The sequence below is a fragment of the Mesorhizobium sp. 131-2-1 genome, from assembly GCF_016756535.1.
Lineage (GTDB): Bacteria > Pseudomonadota > Alphaproteobacteria > Rhizobiales > Rhizobiaceae > Mesorhizobium.
Window position 1 is genome coordinate 5139010 of sequence record NZ_AP023247.1, and the last position, 17963, is coordinate 5156972.

General features: G+C 63.4%; 12 protein-coding genes. 5 read left to right on the forward strand and 7 right to left on the reverse strand.

The window, feature by feature from the left end; all coding sequences use genetic code 11:
* Positions 1–30: 30 nt before the first annotated feature.
* Together JG743_RS25100 and JG743_RS25105 are read left to right on the forward strand one after the other, a co-directional pair.
* Positions 31–1134, forward strand: a complete 1104-nt coding sequence (locus tag JG743_RS25100) for an acyl-CoA dehydrogenase family protein (protein ID WP_244672906.1) — start codon at positions 31–33, stop codon at positions 1132–1134.
* A gap of 226 nt (positions 1135–1360) precedes the next feature.
* Positions 1361–2212, forward strand: a complete 852-nt coding sequence (locus JG743_RS25105) for a class I SAM-dependent methyltransferase (RefSeq protein WP_244672907.1) — start codon at positions 1361–1363, stop codon at positions 2210–2212.
* Between the two features lie 132 nt (positions 2213–2344).
* On the opposite strand, the gene JG743_RS25110 is transcribed toward JG743_RS25105, so the two are convergent.
* The 7 genes from JG743_RS25110 to JG743_RS25140 all read right to left on the reverse strand — a co-directional run bounded on the left by JG743_RS25110 (position 2345) and on the right by JG743_RS25140 (position 11539).
* On the reverse strand, positions 2345–3679 hold the full coding sequence (locus tag JG743_RS25110) for a lipopolysaccharide biosynthesis protein (protein WP_202293571.1): 1335 nt from the start codon (positions 3677–3679) through the stop codon (positions 2345–2347).
* Entirely contained in the window at positions 3670–4941 is a 1272-nt protein-coding gene (locus JG743_RS25115; RefSeq protein WP_202293573.1) for a glycosyltransferase family 4 protein, read from the reverse strand. Before JG743_RS25115 ends, JG743_RS25110 begins: the two co-directional genes overlap by 10 nt.
* A 14-nt stretch (positions 4942–4955) precedes the next feature.
* The gene (locus JG743_RS25120) at positions 4956–5714 is read right to left on the reverse strand and encodes a hypothetical protein (RefSeq protein ID WP_202293575.1); all 759 of its coding nucleotides are present in this window, start codon (positions 5712–5714) and stop codon (positions 4956–4958) included.
* Positions 5701–7680, reverse strand: coding sequence for a hypothetical protein (locus JG743_RS25125; RefSeq protein ID WP_202293577.1), 1980 nt, complete (start codon positions 7678–7680; stop codon positions 5701–5703). The genes JG743_RS25120 and JG743_RS25125 overlap by 14 nt, the downstream gene beginning before the upstream one ends.
* Entirely contained in the window at positions 7677–8822 is a 1146-nt protein-coding gene (locus JG743_RS25130) for a glycosyltransferase family 4 protein (RefSeq protein ID WP_202293579.1), read from the reverse strand. The genes JG743_RS25125 and JG743_RS25130 overlap by 4 nt, the downstream gene beginning before the upstream one ends.
* A 5-nt stretch (positions 8823–8827) precedes the next feature.
* Complete coding sequence (locus JG743_RS25135) at positions 8828–9628, reverse strand: glycosyltransferase family 2 protein (protein ID WP_202293581.1); 801 nt, start codon at positions 9626–9628, stop codon at positions 8828–8830.
* Between the two features lie 336 nt (positions 9629–9964).
* Positions 9965–11539 carry a glucosamine inositolphosphorylceramide transferase family protein gene (locus JG743_RS25140; RefSeq protein WP_202293583.1) on the reverse strand — a complete coding sequence of 525 codons (1575 nt, stop codon included), beginning with the start codon at positions 11537–11539 and terminating at the stop codon, positions 9965–9967.
* Between the two features lie 356 nt (positions 11540–11895).
* Between JG743_RS25140 and JG743_RS25145 the strand changes: the two genes are divergently transcribed.
* From JG743_RS25145 to JG743_RS25155, 3 genes are all read left to right on the forward strand, one after another.
* A complete protein-coding gene (locus JG743_RS25145; RefSeq protein WP_244672908.1) occupies positions 11896–13143 on the forward strand; it encodes a glycoside hydrolase 5 family protein in 1248 nt (415 codons plus the stop codon).
* The gene (locus JG743_RS25150) at positions 13140–14144 is read left to right on the forward strand and encodes a glycosyltransferase family 2 protein (RefSeq protein ID WP_202293584.1); all 1005 of its coding nucleotides are present in this window, start codon (positions 13140–13142) and stop codon (positions 14142–14144) included. Before JG743_RS25145 ends, JG743_RS25150 begins: the two co-directional genes overlap by 4 nt.
* A gap of 1498 nt (positions 14145–15642) precedes the next feature.
* Positions 15643–17928 carry a glycoside hydrolase family 16 protein gene (locus tag JG743_RS25155; protein ID WP_202293586.1) on the forward strand — a complete coding sequence of 762 codons (2286 nt, stop codon included), beginning with the start codon at positions 15643–15645 and terminating at the stop codon, positions 17926–17928.
* Positions 17929–17963 lie beyond the last annotated feature (35 nt).

Here is a 17963-nt window from a genome sequence, read left to right on the forward strand (position 1 = left end):
CTGCCTTGGACAGCGGGGGAGTATGAGCTCTTGCGGGACCAGGTCCGCCGGTTCGTCGAGGAGGAGATCAAGCCCTGTGCGGATCGCTGGGAAGAGGACGGGTTCATTCCCCGTCCGGTCCTGCGCCGCATGGGTGAACTCGGCTTCTTCGGCATCCGCTACCCGGCCGAGTATGGTGGTGCCGAGATGGATGCGGTTGCATCGACGGTCTTCGCCGAGGAGCTCGGGCGCTCGACCTATGGCGGCGCCGCCGATGCGATGCTGGTCCATAGCGACATGGCTTCCATGTATGTCTTTCACGATGGGACCAAAGCCCAGCGGGCACGGTGGATGCCGGGCATTATCAGCGGCGAGGTGATCACCGCGGTCGCCATCACGGAGCCGGATGCGGGCTCGGACGTGAAGGCCATCCGCACGCGTGCGCTCCGAGAGGGCGACTCTTATGTCCTCGATGGCACGAAGCTCTACATCACGAATGGCGTCCACGCAGATCTCTATTGCGTCGCCGCCAAGACCGATCCCTCGGCAGGAAGCAACGGAATCACGATGTTCCTGGTCGAGAAGGGCACGCCCGGCTTCAGCGTCGCCCGCGAGTTGGACAAGCACGGCTGGCGCTCCTCCGACACCGCGGAGCTCGTCTTCGACGGTTGCCGTATCCCCGCCGAGAGCGTGCTCGGCGCGGAGGGACAGGGCTTCTACTCCATCATGCGCAACTTCCAGAACGAGCGCCTGGTCCTCGCGGCCATGGCGATAGGGACGGCCGAGGCGGCTATCGATATGACCCTCGCCTGGGTGAAAGCTCGCCGCGCATTCGGGGGCGCCCTTTGGGACATGCAGGCGATCCGTCAACGTCTCGCGATGCTCTCTGCGAAGGTGGAGGCAAGCCGCCAGTTTCTCTATGCCACCGCTTGGCGGATGGCGGCGGACGAAGATTGCCTGCGCGAGATCTCGATGTTGAAGGCCATCTGCGGCGAACTCGTCAACGAGGTTGCCTATGCGTGCGTGCAGTTCCACGGCGCCATGGGCGTCATGCGCGAGAGTCCGATCGAGCGGATAGCGCGTGACGCCCGCATCCTATCCATCGCCGGCGGCGCGACGGAGGTGATGCTGGAGGTGGTCGCGTCGATGTCGTGAGCCAAATGCCGCCGCCACAAGGCTGTGCTTAATCCGGAGGGAGTGCCCATAAAGGGTGGTTGTGTCGCTGGCGGTGAAGGATCACGATAAAGCCAGAGCCTTGCCAGTCGACCGTGCTCGACCAGTTCGGGACGGCATGCCCACCATTGAAATGAAAGTCACCAGCCATGGCCATCGATACAGAAAACAATTCCGAGCCCGGGGCAGATCGAATGGGGCTCGTGTGTTGACAAAGCTGAAGCCTGACTATGTCGCGATCCAGCGACGCTGCAAGGACACGCGGCCGCCCGACCACCTGATCGCGCACTACGAACTCGAACGCAGACTCGCGGATCGGCTACGGGCCGCCCCCCGCGACGAGCGTTCCCGACTCTATTCCGCGGTCTATTCGGAACTGTTCAACAGCCTGCCGGACCATCCGCAAAAAGCCGCCGTCGGCTCGCGCCCGGACCGGATCGCGAAACAGGTCAGGGTCCTCTCGCCTCTGATGGGGCGCGGCGACGTGTACCTGGAGATCGGCTGCGGTGACGCCTCGCTGCCCTTCGCGCTGTCTGGGATCACTCGTGAGGTGCTGGGCCTCGATGTCACGGACGCCCTGGTGGATTTCGCCGCCGCTCCGGCCAATTTCCGCTTCCTGAAGACGGACGGGGTCGCGATCCCGCTCGCGGACAACTCCGTCGATCTGGCGCATTCGGACCAGCTCATGGAGCATCTGCATGTGGAGGACGCCGAGGCCCAGCTCCAGGAGATCCACCGGGTGCTCAGGCCCGGCGCGCACTATGTGTGCACGACCCCGAGCGCGATCACGGGGCCGCACGATATCTCGATATATTTCGACGAGGTGGCGACGGGCATGCACATGCGGGAATATGACTATTGCTCACTGCGCGCCCTGATGCTCCAAGCGGGCTTTCGCCTGATCGAGTTCCCGCTGGTGGTCGCCGGATATTGGCTCGCTACGCCGCCCTACCAGCTCCTGCACGGTACCGAACTGGCTCTGCAACGGCTTCCGGCTCGGTTGCGGCGCAATCAATTGGCCAATTTCCTGATGGGCATCACGGCAGTCGCCACCAAATAACAGCGCCGGACTTCAGATGCGCGGTCCCACCTGGCCACGAGGCATCGGCGGCCACGGACGCGGCATATATGCGATGGCCTGAAGGCCATCCAATTGCGGTCGATAACCCTTGCGCCATGATCGATTGTCTCCTCAAGTCTGGAGCCGCGACGCGGTCGGTTGTTCGTGCACAGGGCCGGCGGCAGAATCCAGGTTTGTCGCGAAGGCCAAAATCAGGGCCGCAAACGCACCCTCGATGCTGACGGCGAGCGTCCAGCCCAGGACCAGGCCTTGAAGGCCACCAAGTTTCGCTCCCACGATCACCAGGCACAGCTCCAGCAATCCGCCAAGCGCGAACCAGCGGGATGCCTTACGCATCCTGTCGCCTAACCGCGCCAGCGTGCAGGCATGAAATTTAAGCGTTGATCCCAACAGGCTGAAGCCGAGGAAGCGCAGGCTCGAACCGGCGATCTCAGGATAGGCCGGATTGAAGACCGCAAGGATCGTCTGCGAATAGGTGAAGACGAAGACGGCGCAGACCAGCGAGAAGAGCAATGACGCCATCACCGACAAAAGGATGTCGTGTCTGGATTGTTTCGGGCTCGCTCTCACTACGGGGAACAGGGCGGTAGCCATGGCCGCGGGAATCACCGAGGCGATGGTGACCAACATCCATAAGCATACGAAGGCAGCATTGATGGCCGGCGACAGGAGAATCAGCACAAGGTACGGCATAATGACGCTCGGGGCCTGCAAGGCCACGTCGAGCGCGTAGTGGTCGAAAACCTTGCTTCGGAGCGTATGGAGCAGCTGGAAGTCGGGAGGCCCAAAGAGGTGGCGCGCACCGCCCCGCGTCAACAGGTCCACGCCGATGACGGACGCCAGCAGGCCGGCCACCCAGCTCAGAAGAAGCGCGGCAATGGAAGTGTAGCCGCCAACCGTGGCTGTGGCGATCAGCATCAGCTTGAACGTGGCGAACAGCACTTGCCGGATCATCCTGCCGGTGCTGCGCAGGTTGCCCAGGAATGCCTGGTCGACCACGATGGCGAGAACGGTCAGACCGCAGCCGAAGACGAACGCAAGACCCTCGAACCAGCCGCCGATCAGCCCGGTCGAGCTATTGATGTACGCATGCCCGAAGACGAACAACAAGGCCAGGCCGACCGCCAGCGCCACCCCGATGCACGCTGCCGCGGCCACCAGGCCGCGCTCCTTGCCGGGATTGCGGACGATCTCGCCCACCAGCATGGTCCCGATCCCCGCCTCCCCCAGCAGGCCGATAAGCCCCATCACGGACAGGAGGGCAGAGGCGTTGCCGATCACCTCTGGCGGAAACAGCCGCGCCGCGAGCCACCAATAGACAAACCCGAGACCGGCCGCTGCAATCGATCCGATTGCCAGAGCGCCGGAATTCGTCACGAGGGCGGCGCTCTTTCGAAGTTCTTTGCGCACGCGAATAATGGCCGTCCCGGCGGGGTCTACCGACATGATGGCTGTCCCGAACCTTGCTGCGCCGGCACCGCGGACCTGCTGGTACGCAGGACGTCCCGGTAGACCTGCTCGATCCGGGTCACGACCGCACCGGCCTTGAGGCGCTCGACCCTGGCGAGGCTTGTCGCCTCCAGGCGTGCGAGCAAGGCGCGGTCGTCAAGAAGTGTCTGCATTGCGTTGGCGAGGGCGGACGCGTTGCCACTCGGCACGAGAAGGCCTGTTTCGCCATGATCGACGAGATCCGGCATGCCACCGATGTCGGTTGCAACGACGGTCTTGCCGGACGCCATTGCTTCCATGATCACTGTCGCGCAGGCTTCTGGCCCCACCGACGGCAGCACGCCGAACAGTGAGCGCCTCCATGCATGCATGATAGCGGAATGCGGCCACATGGTGAAGACTCGAACGTTCGGCGGAAATTCGGTTGGCGTATCGGCGACCCGGCGCCCGACCAGGACCAGCGGCGGCGCCCGCTCCAGGCTGGCATAGGCCCGCAGGAGAACGTCAATGCCCTTGAGGCGCATCATGTCGCCGACGAACAGGATGAATCCATCCCCGGGCAGTTGCCGCAGGCAGGCATCTTCCGGGCCAAGCACTTCGACATCGTCGGGCACGAAGTTGGGGATGACGTCGTAAGGGGCGCGGCCTTGGGTGAGTCCGGTGTGACGGGCCACCGCGTGGCTCACCGCGATGAAGCGGTCCACCACGCGCCGAGCGGCGAAGCTCGACGCCCAGTTGCCCAAGGTGGTCGCGGCTGCCTTCAACGCGCCGTAGTGCCCTGTAGCGCAGGGCAGGCATTTGGCCGGCGCTGGGCCACTGCAGAGATGGGCGCCCAAGTGCATGAAGTTCTTCTTGGCGCAGACAAGGCCGTAGTCGTGGAGCGTAACCACGAGGCGTGCCCCACTGAGACCTTTAACCGGCAGGAAGGACGCGTAAATCCAGTTATGGGCGTGAACGATGTCCGGCTCCTCCCGGGCGACCAGTCGCTTCAGGGCAAGCACCAGTTCGGGATCCGGGAAAGGCGGTGCATGGCGACGCTCGGGATCGGTGTGGAGGCCCGACAGGCGCTGGAGCGTGCCGCGCAGGCGATGCACGCGGACCGCGCCGTCCAGCTCGGTTTCGGGCGATCCGGGATGCATCAAGGTCCCGACGCTGACATGATGGCCCCGCTGCGCCAGCGCTGCGCCGAGATTGCGGACGTGCCGCTCCTCTCCCCCGATCACCGGGGGATAGAACTGCGATAGCAGCAGGATGCGCATGATCGAACCTCATTTCAGATGCGCGGCACCAGCGTCGAAACCCTGCGATAGAGCCGGTTATCCTCCGGTCGATAGAGCCGCGCCTCGGCCGTCTGGCGAGTTGCCAAGGCGGGCACCGGGATTTCTTGCGTCCAGGTGTCGCCCGGCGCGACGGCGACCGATCGGAAAACGGCGAACGGTTGCCCATCAAGAGTGATTTCCAGGTCGAATCGCTGAGGTTGGGTCTCGCCACTCCTGATGCCGACGGTGATCCGGCCGGACCCGCCGCTGGCCCAGGGCAACAACCAGAACTCCGTGTATTTGAATTCCCGGTGGTCCGCTTCGTCCCGGACGGCCAGCGCATAGGCTCCGGTCGCCACAAGTACCGCCAGCATGACCGCAGCCCCTTGCCAAAGCCGCAGCGGCACCAGAGCCGGCCAGGCTGGCAGATCGGGAGTGTCGCGTCGGATGGCGGCCACCAGCGCTGCGGCGGCCGTCACCACCCAGAACCACAGCGCCCAGCCGAGCGGCGTAAGGAAGCCTGCGGCATTCAGGGCAAAGCCCCCGGCGATGCCGGCGGCGAGGCTTGCTCCGACCGCGTAGACGAGGTGTTGCGACGCGCAGGTGGTCCTGACGCCAATGGCCCGCAGCACCGTGTGGCCAGAGACGAGGAACACCATGGGCGCGCCCAGGACAGTACGGAGGAGCACGCTGTCGCTGGCCGCAACGGCCGCCACCGCGGCCCCCGCCCACAGGCACGCGGCCAGAAGGTCCCGCTTGCTACGAGTTTTCACGCAATCCCCTCACGTCATAGATGACGATCCAGCCGTTGTCGTAGATGCGGGCGACGCCCTTGACGTCATTGAACTTGAGCAGCGCCGCGCCCGAGAGCGGCGTTGTCCGCCGCGCTTGCCAAGGCTGAAAGTAAAAGCCGAGCACCGGCGGAGCCGTGGTCAGGCGCAGGTCAATCAGCAGGAAATCGATATCGCTTCTCGTCAAGGCCCAAAACTCGTCGGGCCCTAATGTCTCGGCCTCGAATAAGAGCGCGGCATCGATGCCTTGGACGACTGCGACCCTGACGTCCTGCCGGCCGTAGCCCGCAAGCAGAAGGCGGTTGATGCGGTCGGTGGTGAAGCGGTTGCCGGCACCGAGCCATTCCTTGGTCCAGCGTGCCGTTTCGATCCCCATCGGTTCGATCGACTCCTGATCGGCGGCCACCCTGTAGCGCCCATGGATCGGATTGAGCGTAGAGCTCATGACGCCGCCCAGGACGATGACCGCCAGAGCAACGGCCGGAGCGACGCGGCGCAACCCGCGTGGCGTGCGCCCCTCCCAGAAGTGGACGACGCTCACCGCGACGACCAGCCCGACGCCGATGAACACGAACGTTCCCATGCGGTTGCCGATTTCCCATCCGGCGCTGGTCAACCGGAAGCCCACCGAGACCGGAAACCCGAAGGCCAACAAGGTGAGGAGTATGATGCGGCTGTCGTGCCAGCGGCGTTTGAGAATGTCCTGGATCGCACGCCAACCGGACCGCGTACCACCAGGCGCTGCCATGGCCAGCGACCGAAAGAATCCCGTTGCCAGTCCGAGTGCCACCAGCAGGAGCGCGAGCAAGGTGGTCAGCCGCATATAGAGGGCCTTGTCCGGCACTCCGAGGTGCTCTGACGGTGGAGTGGGCGCGCCCAGGATCTTTCCGAGCAATGTCTTGAAGCCGGTTTCGACCACCGGGCCGAGATAGCCTGTGAGAGGGATGCCACGGGCCTGCACCCACAGCGACGGCAGGGCTATGGCGAGGATCGCCGCGAGGCCCACCGCGGTGCTGGTCTTGATCCGCAAGGGGTCGTGCCTGCGCCAAGCCTCGAGGGCCGCCAGCGCTCCAAAATAGATGGCGGCGAAGGCGGCCGAGAGGTGATGGGTGACCGCGAGGCTTGCCAGCAGCAACGCAATCAGCCCGAGCGACTTCAACCTCGGTCGCCCGACGAGATCCCTGGACGCTGCTTCGACAGCGAAGGTCAGCACGCACAGCACGATGCCGAGGCTCTGGTAGGAGAACATCGAGTCGAACAGGAAAAAGGTTGAGCAGCCCATATAGGCCAGACAGGCGATGGCCGAGATACGCGGCGATCCGGCGATGCTTTCAAGGAACAGAAACAGGGCACCGACGAACGTGCCCTTGAGGACGGCCAACAATAGCGCCCCCGCCACAAACAATGGCAATCCCGTCAGATTGACGATCGCCGTCGCCAGGATTTCCAGAGCGGGATACGTCGGCCCGATCGGTAAAAGCGGGTTTGACAGGAACAACCGGCGGGCGGTGATGAGATCCTGGGCCGCGATCCAGTGCAAGAACTCGTCGTAGCCGCCGAAGCTCGTCGGGGAATAAACTGTCTTGCAGTACAAGAAAGCTTCGGCAAGCAGGAACAGGAGGAACAGGCGCTCACCCCGGGCTGTTGTCGGCCAGGCGATGCGAAGGCTGGTCGGGACTACCAAGAGGACGACACCGGACCAGAAGAACAGCGGCGCCACGTCATAGTCCCGACGCCCGGCGGCGTGCCCGGCCACGACCAGCAGCAGAGCCGTCGCGACTGTCAGGCACAGAACCGCGATCCATCCGGAGTTGGCCCGTTGCAGCGGGGCATCGGCGCTCCCGCCGCGAAGGTCAGGTCCGATCACGGCCGACACGAACCGTATTCCGGCCCGGAGCGGGTTGATCCTGGCTCCCACGGTGAAATGAGCCGAAATCATCAGCCTCATGCCCCCGTCGCAGGAGGCCACGAGATCACGCCGCCGGGAGCCAATCGGACCGGGGATCGGCTGCTCAGGACATCGCAATAGACGTCGCTCAGCATTTGCGCGCAGGCATCCCAGTCGGGCAGCGCCAAATCCGGCACCTCCCGATGGCCCTCCAGTTCCTCGGCCATGGCGGCGGCCAGTTCCCCCGGACCGGCGTTGCACGAAATCGCCCGGCACAGGCCATTGGCGGCCAGCTCCCGCAGACCGGACGTGTCGCTGACGAGGACCGGACGGCGCAGCGACAGGGCTTCCATCACGGCGACCGGATGGGCTTCGTACTCGCTGAACAGCACGAAAAGCGCGGCACTCGCCAGCAGGTCTGCCATTTTCTGCCGCTCGGATCCGGGGATACCCGCAATTGTGACCCGCTTCTCGAGGCCGAGCGTGGCGACGAGGCGCCGCAATTCTCTCTCGTACGGCCCTGTACCGACGATGTGCAGCCGCACGTCCGGTACCCGGCGGATCAATTCGGGCAAGGCCGCGATCGCCCGATGATGGCCTTTGTAGCGCTCCAGCCTGCCGCTCGAGACGATCAGGTGCGGATCGACCTTGACGCCGGGGCTCGGAGCCGGCATCGCGGCGCCGTTGGGGATAACGACAAACCGCTCCCGCGGCACGCCCATCCTCGCGCTGAAGAAATCGGCTTCGAATTCAGAGACGCCGATCAGCCGCGCGGCCCGGGCTACCAGCGGCCGGAGCAGCGCATGCTGGGTGCTGCGTATGGCGTTGCGCAGCCGGGAGGAATGTCCGCCGCTGTGGAAGGTCAGGACGAACGGCAGGTGCCCGCGGATGACCGCAAGCAGTCCGATCGGCACCACGAAACTGCTGTAACCCTGGAAGTGGACCAGATCCCAAGCGCCGCGCCGGATCGCGGTATAAATGCCAGGTGCCACATAGAGGTCCAGTTCCCTTGGCCAGGCCGGCACGCGCCGCACACGCATGCCGCGCACCTCCTCCTCAACCGGCAGTTCCCCCGAGGGATCGGTAGTGAGCACATCGACCGCGTGGCCACGCGCGACCAAGCGGGGACCGACCTCCTGGATGTGAGTTTCAGTGCCGCCCATATAGGGGTAGCAGCGAGCCGCAACCATCAGGATTCGCATCAGGCCTACCCGCCGTCATCACAGGCTGTCACGCCTCGCCTGTGCTGTTGGTGAACCCTCTCACGCACGATGGTCTTGAGGACGCGCCAGCCGTCCGGGATTGCCCGCAAATGGCTCTCACCGCTGATGCGCGGAGCCTCGAAACTCGCCACCTCGACGATATTGAGGTGGTTCTTCAATGCCCGTACGTTGATGAGGGTCTCTATCTCGAAGCCATCGCAGTCGCAATTCAGCGTGCCGACGTGCTTGGTCCAGAAGGCTATGTATCCGTAGCATAGATCGGAGAACCAACCGCCATAGAGCAGCCGCACGAACAGGGTCAGCCCCCTGTTGCCGAACATCCGGAACAACGACATGTCGTCGGTACCGGCGCCCTGGATAAAGCGTGAACCCTTGACGAGATCCGCGCCGGCCATCAGCGCACTGACAAAGACGATCGCCTGCTCCGGCACCATGGAGCCGTCAGCGTCCAGCATGACGATGATGTCGCCTGTGGCGGCCCTGAATCCTGCTTGCAGTGCAGCGCCCTTGCCCCGGCGGGGCTCCATGACAACCTTCACGTCCGCGCGCAGGCGGCGCGCGACCGCGACCGTATCGTCAGTCGAACGACCATCCACGATAATGATCTCATGCGCCCAGCTGGGGATGCGAGGCAGCAGCCAGGGGAGGTTCTCGGCTTCATTGAGCGTCGGGACGATGAAGCTCACTCGGGGCAGAGTCAGTGCTCGCTGCAGGGCAAAATCAATCGGGTCGGGCGGCGACACGGCACCGACGTGGGCGAGTTTGCTGGGGAGGCGCTCATTCATGGCAGTGCGCTGCCAGCGACAAGCCGCAAGGGCCAACTCCAATGACCGCCACATCCGAGGATGTGCTTGATCCAACCATATGAGGGCTCCCAGCCGTAGTGAAATGAAGATGAGATGAAAGAAGATCGGTGCGCTTATGGCCCCCTTAGAGCTTTGGTTATTATACGAGCATTACCGGTGAATATCTGAAATGGAAGGACAATGGATGATTAGGAAGAAACAATAGATGATTAGCTCTTCTGGGGTATCCCTTCGGGTTACTTCCAGCCCATACCGCCAGCGCGGATAGTGCGGCAGCGACCGCACCTTGCACTCGACCGCCTTTGCTGCTGGTAGCTAACCCGGATGTGAGACCGGCCAGGAGAGGAACTGCCCACACGGCCCCGAGACCCCATGCGGTCCCGAGACCGGCGCGTTGGGTGCCAGTCCCCGATACGAGGTCGTGACCTCTCGCAACCCGCGGACATGCCCGAACAGGTCGATCACCTCCAAGCCAGACCGGCGGTTGTAGGTGTGACATCCCAACGTTTCGGACCAAATGCGACCGACCGGGGTCTGGGCAAACTCCGACGCGCCGAGCGCATCGATCTGGCAGAACGTTACGGCGCCGCCATAGCCGCGCGTGCAATCCTGGACCGGGCGTAGCGCGCGTCCGCCGTGTCGGATCACGGCGCCTGCAGGGCGGCTGAGCCCGGCATCGATCAGGACTGGGTTGGCGGCATGGGGCGTCCAAGAGCCGGTCAGGCTCTCGGCATGGTAGAGGCTCAAGGCATCCCAGGACGTGGACCTCCACAGCCTTGGGCTGACGAAAAACCAAAAGCGGTCCTCATGCCAGAGCGGCGTGGTGTCGTAGCCTTCAATGCCTTCCATGAGGCAGGCCTCCCGTGTCCACCGGTAGGGGAACTCCACTGCCCTGTAGAGGCAGACATTCCTGGCCTCCCCTGATTCAGGGATCATCCAGATCTGACCATTCTGCTCGAACACGAACGGGTACGAGAGGTGATGCGGTTCCTCCACAACGATCCGGGATGCACCGGCTGTCCCGTCCCGGTTCACGGCCACGACCGCAATGCACCCCCGGTTCGTCGAGTAGAGGTACTGCTCGACAAAGATGAAATCCTGCCCCTGGTGCCGGAATGGGAACGGGTCGGCAAGGTAGCTGTCGGCATTGCCGGTGAGCACCCGGAAGGCTGCTTCGCCTTTGTCGAGCAGGCTCGCCGATTCGTCGAAGCGCCAGCCAATCCCCCACATCCTGCCGCCCCTCGCCAGGACGTCCAAAAACCCGATCGCCTTCGATGCAACCGTGCCGGTCGCCCTTGCGAGCGCCGAAAGCGCGCCAAACGAAGGTACTGCCGACCATGGACCGGGGATGCCAGACGCAGTTGAACCGGTTTCCTCGCACAGGGCTTTGAGGATCAGCGGCACAGCGCAGGAAAGGGCGCTGTCGAGCCTCGATGCCAACACGCGACGGTCTGCACTGGCCGGGCGCGCCGTCCACGGTCGCAACGGCCGCGCCGTGTCATGCAGGTCGACGAGAAGATCCTGATGATTCACCCAGGCCGCTACGACACCGATCTCGCCGGGTGCGCCATTGAAGACCGGGGTGAGTACGCGCCGCGCCGCCGGGAGCGATTCCGACCCGCTCAAATCGATCACCACATCCACTTGGCCGGCTGGAGGCGGCGGCAGGCAGCGCAGCGCCGCCTCGACGGGGTCGATGGCGCCCTTCCCGCGAAAGCCGTAGACCAGTCGTTCGAGTTCGAGCGCCAAACGGCAAACTAACGGCAGCGGCCGGCGACCGGCCGCCAAGGCGCAGAAGACTTCGTTGCCGGGCACTTCAGCAAGCGCTTCTGCCAGCCAGAGGTGCCACCGCAGTAGCCGGGACGGATCGAGACTCAGGCAAATGCGCATTGTTTGCTCTCGGATTTCAAAAGGACGCCAGCCTACGGCTTCCACTAGAACCACCTCAGACGAACCGCCTAACCTGGACTTTGCCGCGGGCCCGCGGGCCAAGGGCAGCAGATGGAAAGCCGCAGCGCGCCCTGTGGCGCGAGGGTCGTTTCCACCTACCGAGGTTGCGGAGACTCGCCATGTGGGGAGCCGAACAACTTGACTGGGAGATGTCTGACAGCACGGGTCCACTTAAGCGACCGACCGTAACCGGCCAAGCACCACTATGCCCGATCGATGGCGGCCTGTGCGAGGCCAGAAGGGGTAGTCCTTCTGGGGCTCTTGCGCTGTGCCACCGGCAAGGGTCACGTGGGGGGATGACTGTCGACTGGCAACGGGCGAAATACGGACTGCGCAATGCGTGGCTGTGTGGTCTTGCGTTGGCGTTCGTGTCCGTTCTGGCAATCGCGAGCACCGTGGACAAGCCATCGGCAATGTCCTTCATCAAGACTTCCGGAACGAATTTCACGTTGGACGGCAAGCCGTTCTTCGTGACCGGCGCAAACAACCACTATCTGACCTACGGTTCGCAGGTTGAGGTCACCCGCGTTCTCGATGACGCGGTGGCGATGGGCGCCAATGTGGTCCGCACCTTCCTCCAGCCGGTGATCGGGTCGGTCGATGGAAGCGTCCCCACGATCTGGGATTGGCGCCTTGAAGGCGAAGCCAGCAATCTCGCGGTCAAGGGCACGTACCTGCTCTACTGGGATCCGAGTCAAAACGGGATGGCAATCAATGACGGCGCCAACGGCATGCAGAAGGTCGATTTCCTTATCGCCGAGGCCGGCAAGCGGCACCTGAGGCTGATCATCGCTGTCGTAGATTTCTGGGCCTACACGGGTGGCGCCCAGCAGATGCGGGCCTGGTATGGAAGCAGCGACGAGTCCACGTTTTTCTTCAATGACCCGCGCACGAAGCAGGACTACCGGACCTGGGTCCGCCACGTCGTGCAGCGTGTCAACCCGCTCACCGGACTTGCCTACCGGGACGACCCGACCATCATGGCTTGGGAGTTGATCAACGAAGGCAATGCGCAGCCATTGGCCTTGCGGTTGAGCTGGACTGCCGAAATGTCGGCCTACGTGAAGTCCCTCGATTCCAATCACCTTGTCAGCTCAGGGAATGCCAACATTGTCGACCCGAAGTTAGCCGATTTGACCATCCCGACCCTCGATTTCGAGACCTGGCACGGCTACCCGCTCTACACCAACCTCACCGTCCAGCAATTTAACGACATGATCACCGAGTTCTGCCAGTCGGGAGCCCGCGCCAAGAAGCCGGTCCTTCTGGAGGAATTCGGCTATGCCCGCTCAAATCGGAACTCCGCCGATGCTTACGCCAAATGGCTCGATACGCTTACCCGCGATCCCAAATGCGCTGGCTGGATCGTGTGGCGGCTGGTGTCGCAGCAGGACAGCGGACGCTATCCCGCCGACGAACACGACCAGTTCGATATCCGCAATGATGGAAGCGTGATCTGGAACATCCTCAAAGCCGCGACGGCCCGGGCGGCGCAGACCCGCGAGACTCGCCTGGCCTCAGAAATCGCGCGGGAAGCCCCATGACCGAAGCCTCCGTTGTAATCTGCGCGCACACTCTCGACCGCTGGGAGGAGTTGAAGCGTGCGGTCGTGTCCGTCCGTACCCAAACGCGTGCCCCACGTGAAATCGTCGTGGTCGTGGACAACAACGAGGCCTTGCTAGAGCGCGCCGCGCGCGAGATTGCGGGCGTCACCGTCCTCGCCAATGCCAGGCAACCCGGCTTGTCAGGCGGGCGCATGACAGGAGCGGAATACACCACGGCCCCGGTGATCGCCTTCATCGATGATGACGCCGTCGCCAACCCGCACTGGCTGGAGGAGCTGTTGGAGGCTTATCGGGATCCAGCAGTGTTGGGCGCCGGCGGCCCGGTTGAGCCGCTGTGGCAAGTGCCGCCACCCTCCTGGTTTCCCGGCGAGTTCCACTGGGTCGTGGGCTGCACTTACGCCGGTATGCACGTGCGGGACGGGCGCATCCGCAACCCGATCGGGGCTAACATGTCGGTGCGCGCCGACGTACTGCGGCGCGCCGGTGGATTCGCGCCGGATCTCGGGCGCCGCAAGCTCGGATTCTCCGTCAGCGGCCGAGCAAGGATCGGCGGCAAGGCCGAGAGCTGTGAGGAGACGGAATTCTGCATCCGGGCCGCCGGCCTATACCCCGGGGGCTATTGGGCGTATCGGCCAGCGGCGCATGTGCTCCACGCTGTGCCGATCCAGCGCACTACGTGGAAATACTTCGTCCACCGCTGCCTTGTCGAAGGCACAGCCAAGGCGGTGTTGACGGGTCTCGCAGGGTCCAAAGACGGGCTTGGAGCCGAATGGCGCTACGTCCAAAAGGTGCTGCCGCGCGCCGTGGCGAGCGACCTGAAGGCGGCCATGCACGGCAAGGTCGGCGCCGCCCGGCGGGCCGGGGCGATCATGGCGGGCTTTGCCCTTACTGCGTTCGCCTACGCCACGACGCGCCTCGGCGGGGCCGCCGAAGCTTTGTCACAGCATTTGCTATCGCAGGTCCGAGCTTGGAGAGCATAGCCAGCGCCGATGCAGGCCTTGTAGGGAAGCCGGTTCGGCCGGTGCGGAAAATCTCTGAGATGGCCGTGTTGACTGGCGGCGCCGGCTCCATCGAGATTTTCAGGCACGCGGCCCATCGCGGGTAACTCGTAGGAACCAAACTCTCGCCGTTCCACAGCGAGGCTGACTGTTAGAGTGTTGTTGCAGGTCGGGACAAGCGATGCAGCATTATCTGTTCTATGTTCTGGACGAACGCGGCCAATTCATGGGCGGGGTCAGCCTTGCCTGCATCGACGACACTACGGCCAAAGAGCACGCCAGGCGGTTTGCCGACGGCCACGAGGTGGAGCTTTGGCGACTGGTTGCGCGGTTCAAAATTGACAAACCGCGGGGCCGTCCCGCGGCGACAAAGCACCCTCGTGCCGTAGCGCCACGTTCCAGCCATTTGAACAAGCCGCTTAAGCGATCGCACTTGCCCCTTGGACACGGATGCACGTCTTGGCGCGATTCAGATCTTGAAAATATGATCCCGATACAGGCACATTGGCGTAGCGATTGAACGGCCGGTCCAGTGCCGCTGAGACTGCGCTCGATGACGGTGCCAGCCTTGCACCTTCGATCATTGAAAGCGAATGATGCGGACATCGCCGCCATGCCGCCGGCGACTTCGCTCAGCAACACGTGTAGGAACGTCGTCAACGCCGCAAGGCGACCTCGCGAAAACGGCAAAGTCGCCGGCAGCCCCAACAGACTCGACGACCCGTCCGCCACGCAGTAGCGGAAGTCATCCCGGACGTGCTTCTCGATGACCTCATATGCGAACGACCCGCTCGGACCGACTGGCGTCCAAGCCAGAGCAACATTTCGGCCGACGGACACGGTTTCGTAGGGACGTCTGGAAGGCTGTCTCGGCGCGGCCGCTCGATCACTTTCGATATTAGAATGTGTTAATAAGTTATATTAGGAAAGTGTTAATAAGCGTTAACCAAGCCTCATTCTCGCCGCAAACCGTGGTAAGGTCCGGCTGGGTTTCGTACATCGTCCTCGAATGATCAATTCAGTAGGTACAAGACGATGTGGGCGAATAAGTAAATGTGCGGAAATGCCTGTGTTTTACTTAGGGGCGCGGGTGAAATGAAAAACAAAAAAGACGCAATTAACTAAGGAACTACTGTGCCTATACTAGACAGCAAGCTCGGCGGATCGTCCGCCGGGAGAGATGCGCTCAACTTAAATTCGGTTGCGGCTCGAACCGTCGAACATCTTGCGCGCGTTGTCAGCAACACCCTTTATGGGTTCAATGGCGAAGGCCTGACAGGCATTCCCGTCGACAACACTCGCCTCCGATGGCGAGATCAACGTTAGGCTCGCTCGACAATCACGTCTGGGGCGAGGACTTCCAAATCTCCGCCACTTGAAATCCGTTCGCGGTGCCAGCTGCGAGCATGCGACACGTCGCGCGCCTTGGCGATGCGCGGCAGTGGAATTCCCTGTTTTCAACGCCAAAGAGGATCCCTGAATGACTCTTTCCGCACCCGCAGGCTTTGCCTCTGGCGACCTCGTCTACGAGGAAAACTTCTCCGGTACGGCGCTCGACAGCGATTGGCATAACTACATCACCAGCAATGCCGCCAACGGCTGGGCGTGGAACAGCTATGGATCAGGAGGAAGCGGAGTAGGCGGGCCGTATGATGCCGACTACTTCATGCCGAGCCAGGCCACCGTAAGCAACGGGCTGTTGAATCTCACGGCAATCAAGCAGCCCGTCACGGGCCTGAATCAGGGGACCGTGCAGACATTCCCGATCACGTCCGGCGCGGTCAGCAGCTATGGCAACTTCGAATTCAATGGCGGCTACCTTCAGATCAGCATGAAGGCGCCGAGCGGCGACGGCGCATGGCCGGGCCTCTGGCTGATGCCCGGCAAAGGCGCAGGCAGCAGCGGCGACAATTTCGAGATCGATATGCAGGAGGGTGGATACACCGGCTCGGGACCGGCCAACCAGGCGTTCTCCTGGCACCTTCACACGCCATCGGGGACGGTCGGCGGCGTGGTCGACACCGGCATCGACCTCACGGCGGGCTTTCACACCTACGCCATCGACTGGGTGCCCGGTAAATCGATCACCTGGTATCTTGACGGGAAACAGATGGCGCAAGTGACCAGCGCGCAGGTGCCGATCCCGAATGAACCGATGGAATTGATCCTGGACAACCAGGTCGCGAATTCCAACACATCGGGATGGCACACGACTCTCGACAGTTCGACCCCATCGTCGATGCAGATGCAGGTCGATGCGATCCAGCTTTATCAAAGGGCGGGCAGCGGAGACACCGTCACGGGTGCCAACGTCACTCCCTCGACAACATCATCGACCCAGCCCCCGACGACGCCAACGATCCAGCCGGCGGTGACGCAGGTCGCCGCTTCACCGGCAACGGGAATCGAGCATGCCGGCGATGCCATCACATTGACGGTCGCCTTCAACAAGGCCGTGACCGTCACCGGCACGCCCGCACTGTCGCTCAATGATGGCGGAACGGCCAGCTATGTCAGTGGCTCGGGCACCAGCTCACTCACCTTCCGCACCACGGTCGCTTCGACCGACAAGGATACCTCGGCACTCGCCATCACCGGGGTCAATCTTCCGAGCGGCGCGAGCATCAAGGATGCATCCGGTGTTGCGGCGAACCTCTCGGGCGCGGTGAAGACGTTCTCCGGGCTGCAGATCGATCCGGTCTTGCCGGCGGTGACGCAGGCCACAGCCTCACCGGGAACCGGCACCGAGCACGTCGGTGACACGGTCACGCTTACACTCGGCTTCAACGAGGCCGTGAAGGTGTCGGGCACGCCGACCCTATCGCTCAACAATGGCGCGACCGCCACCTATGTCGGCGGCTCCGGAACGAGCGCGCTCAACTTCCGCACAACCGTCGCATCGACGGACACCAATACCTCGGCGCTCGCCATCACCGGGGTCAATCTGACGAACGGTGCGAGCATCAAGGACGCAAGCGGTGTCGCTGCGAATCTTGCGGGCGCAGTGAAGACCTTCTCCGGTCTCCAGATCGCGACGTCATCGACAGCCCCAACGATCCCAACCACGCCCACCACCCCAACCACCCCAACGACCCCCACGACCCCGTCATCGATCGCGCCGGTCCTCACCATCGCGGATCCAACGCTCAACGTGAACGGGCTCGGCGGTACGGTTGACCTCGGGGTCAAGGTGACAACGACCGACCCCAACGATGTCGTGACCGTGAAGGTGACCGGTTTGCCTATGTACGAGACGATCACCGACAAACTCGATGGTAAGACGTTTAGTGGCAAGAGCATCACCTTGACGGCCGCGCAGGTCGACAGCGGATTGACGCTGCAATCGAACTACAGGGGCGCGGCACATCCCGTGGCGACACTGACGCTGACGGCAACGGCCAAGGACCCCGTCACCGGCGCCGTCGCGACAGCCTCGCCGCAGACCATCGCCGTAACGGATCCTCGCCCTGCAGCCACCACAACGTCGCTAGGGTCTTTGGCAACCCGGGGCTTTGAGCTGCTGCACAAGCATAGGGACCTGGTCGCCGGCGCCGCTAAGACCTGGGCGCCGCATAACCTTGCCACGGCGGATCATCCGGTTGCGACCGGCACGTCCAGGGCGTCCCTGGCAAGCCAGAGTTTTGCGCTGCTGAACCAGTATCTGGCCAGCAACTCCGGCCGGGTCGATGCCGGTCAGATCGTGGCTTCCTTGTCGAATGGAGCCAGCTGGAATCAGGAATCGTACCTGACCACACCACGCCGTTGATCGTTTCCGCACCCAGGGGCTTCAGCTCCTGGGTG

Coding starts and splice junctions, on each gene's coding strand:
- JG743_RS25150 (WP_202293584.1), top strand. CDS start 13,140: ATGACCGAAGCCTCCGTTGTAATCTGCGCGCACACTCTCGACCGCTGG.
- JG743_RS25130 (WP_202293579.1), bottom strand. CDS start 8,822: ATGCGAATCCTGATGGTTGCGGCTCGCTGCTACCCCTATATGGGCGGC.
- JG743_RS25115 (WP_202293573.1), bottom strand. CDS start 4,941: ATGCGCATCCTGCTGCTATCGCAGTTCTATCCCCCGGTGATCGGGGGA.
- JG743_RS25155 (WP_202293586.1), top strand. CDS start 15,643: ATGACTCTTTCCGCACCCGCAGGCTTTGCCTCTGGCGACCTCGTCTAC.
- JG743_RS25135 (WP_202293581.1), bottom strand. CDS start 9,628: ATGAATGAGCGCCTCCCCAGCAAACTCGCCCACGTCGGTGCCGTGTCG.
- JG743_RS25110 (WP_202293571.1), bottom strand. CDS start 3,679: ATGTCGGTAGACCCCGCCGGGACGGCCATTATTCGCGTGCGCAAAGAA.
- JG743_RS25145 (WP_244672908.1), top strand. CDS start 11,896: ATGACTGTCGACTGGCAACGGGCGAAATACGGACTGCGCAATGCGTGG.
- JG743_RS25125 (WP_202293577.1), bottom strand. CDS start 7,680: ATGAGGCTGATGATTTCGGCTCATTTCACCGTGGGAGCCAGGATCAAC.
- JG743_RS25140 (WP_202293583.1), bottom strand. CDS start 11,539: ATGCGCATTTGCCTGAGTCTCGATCCGTCCCGGCTACTGCGGTGGCAC.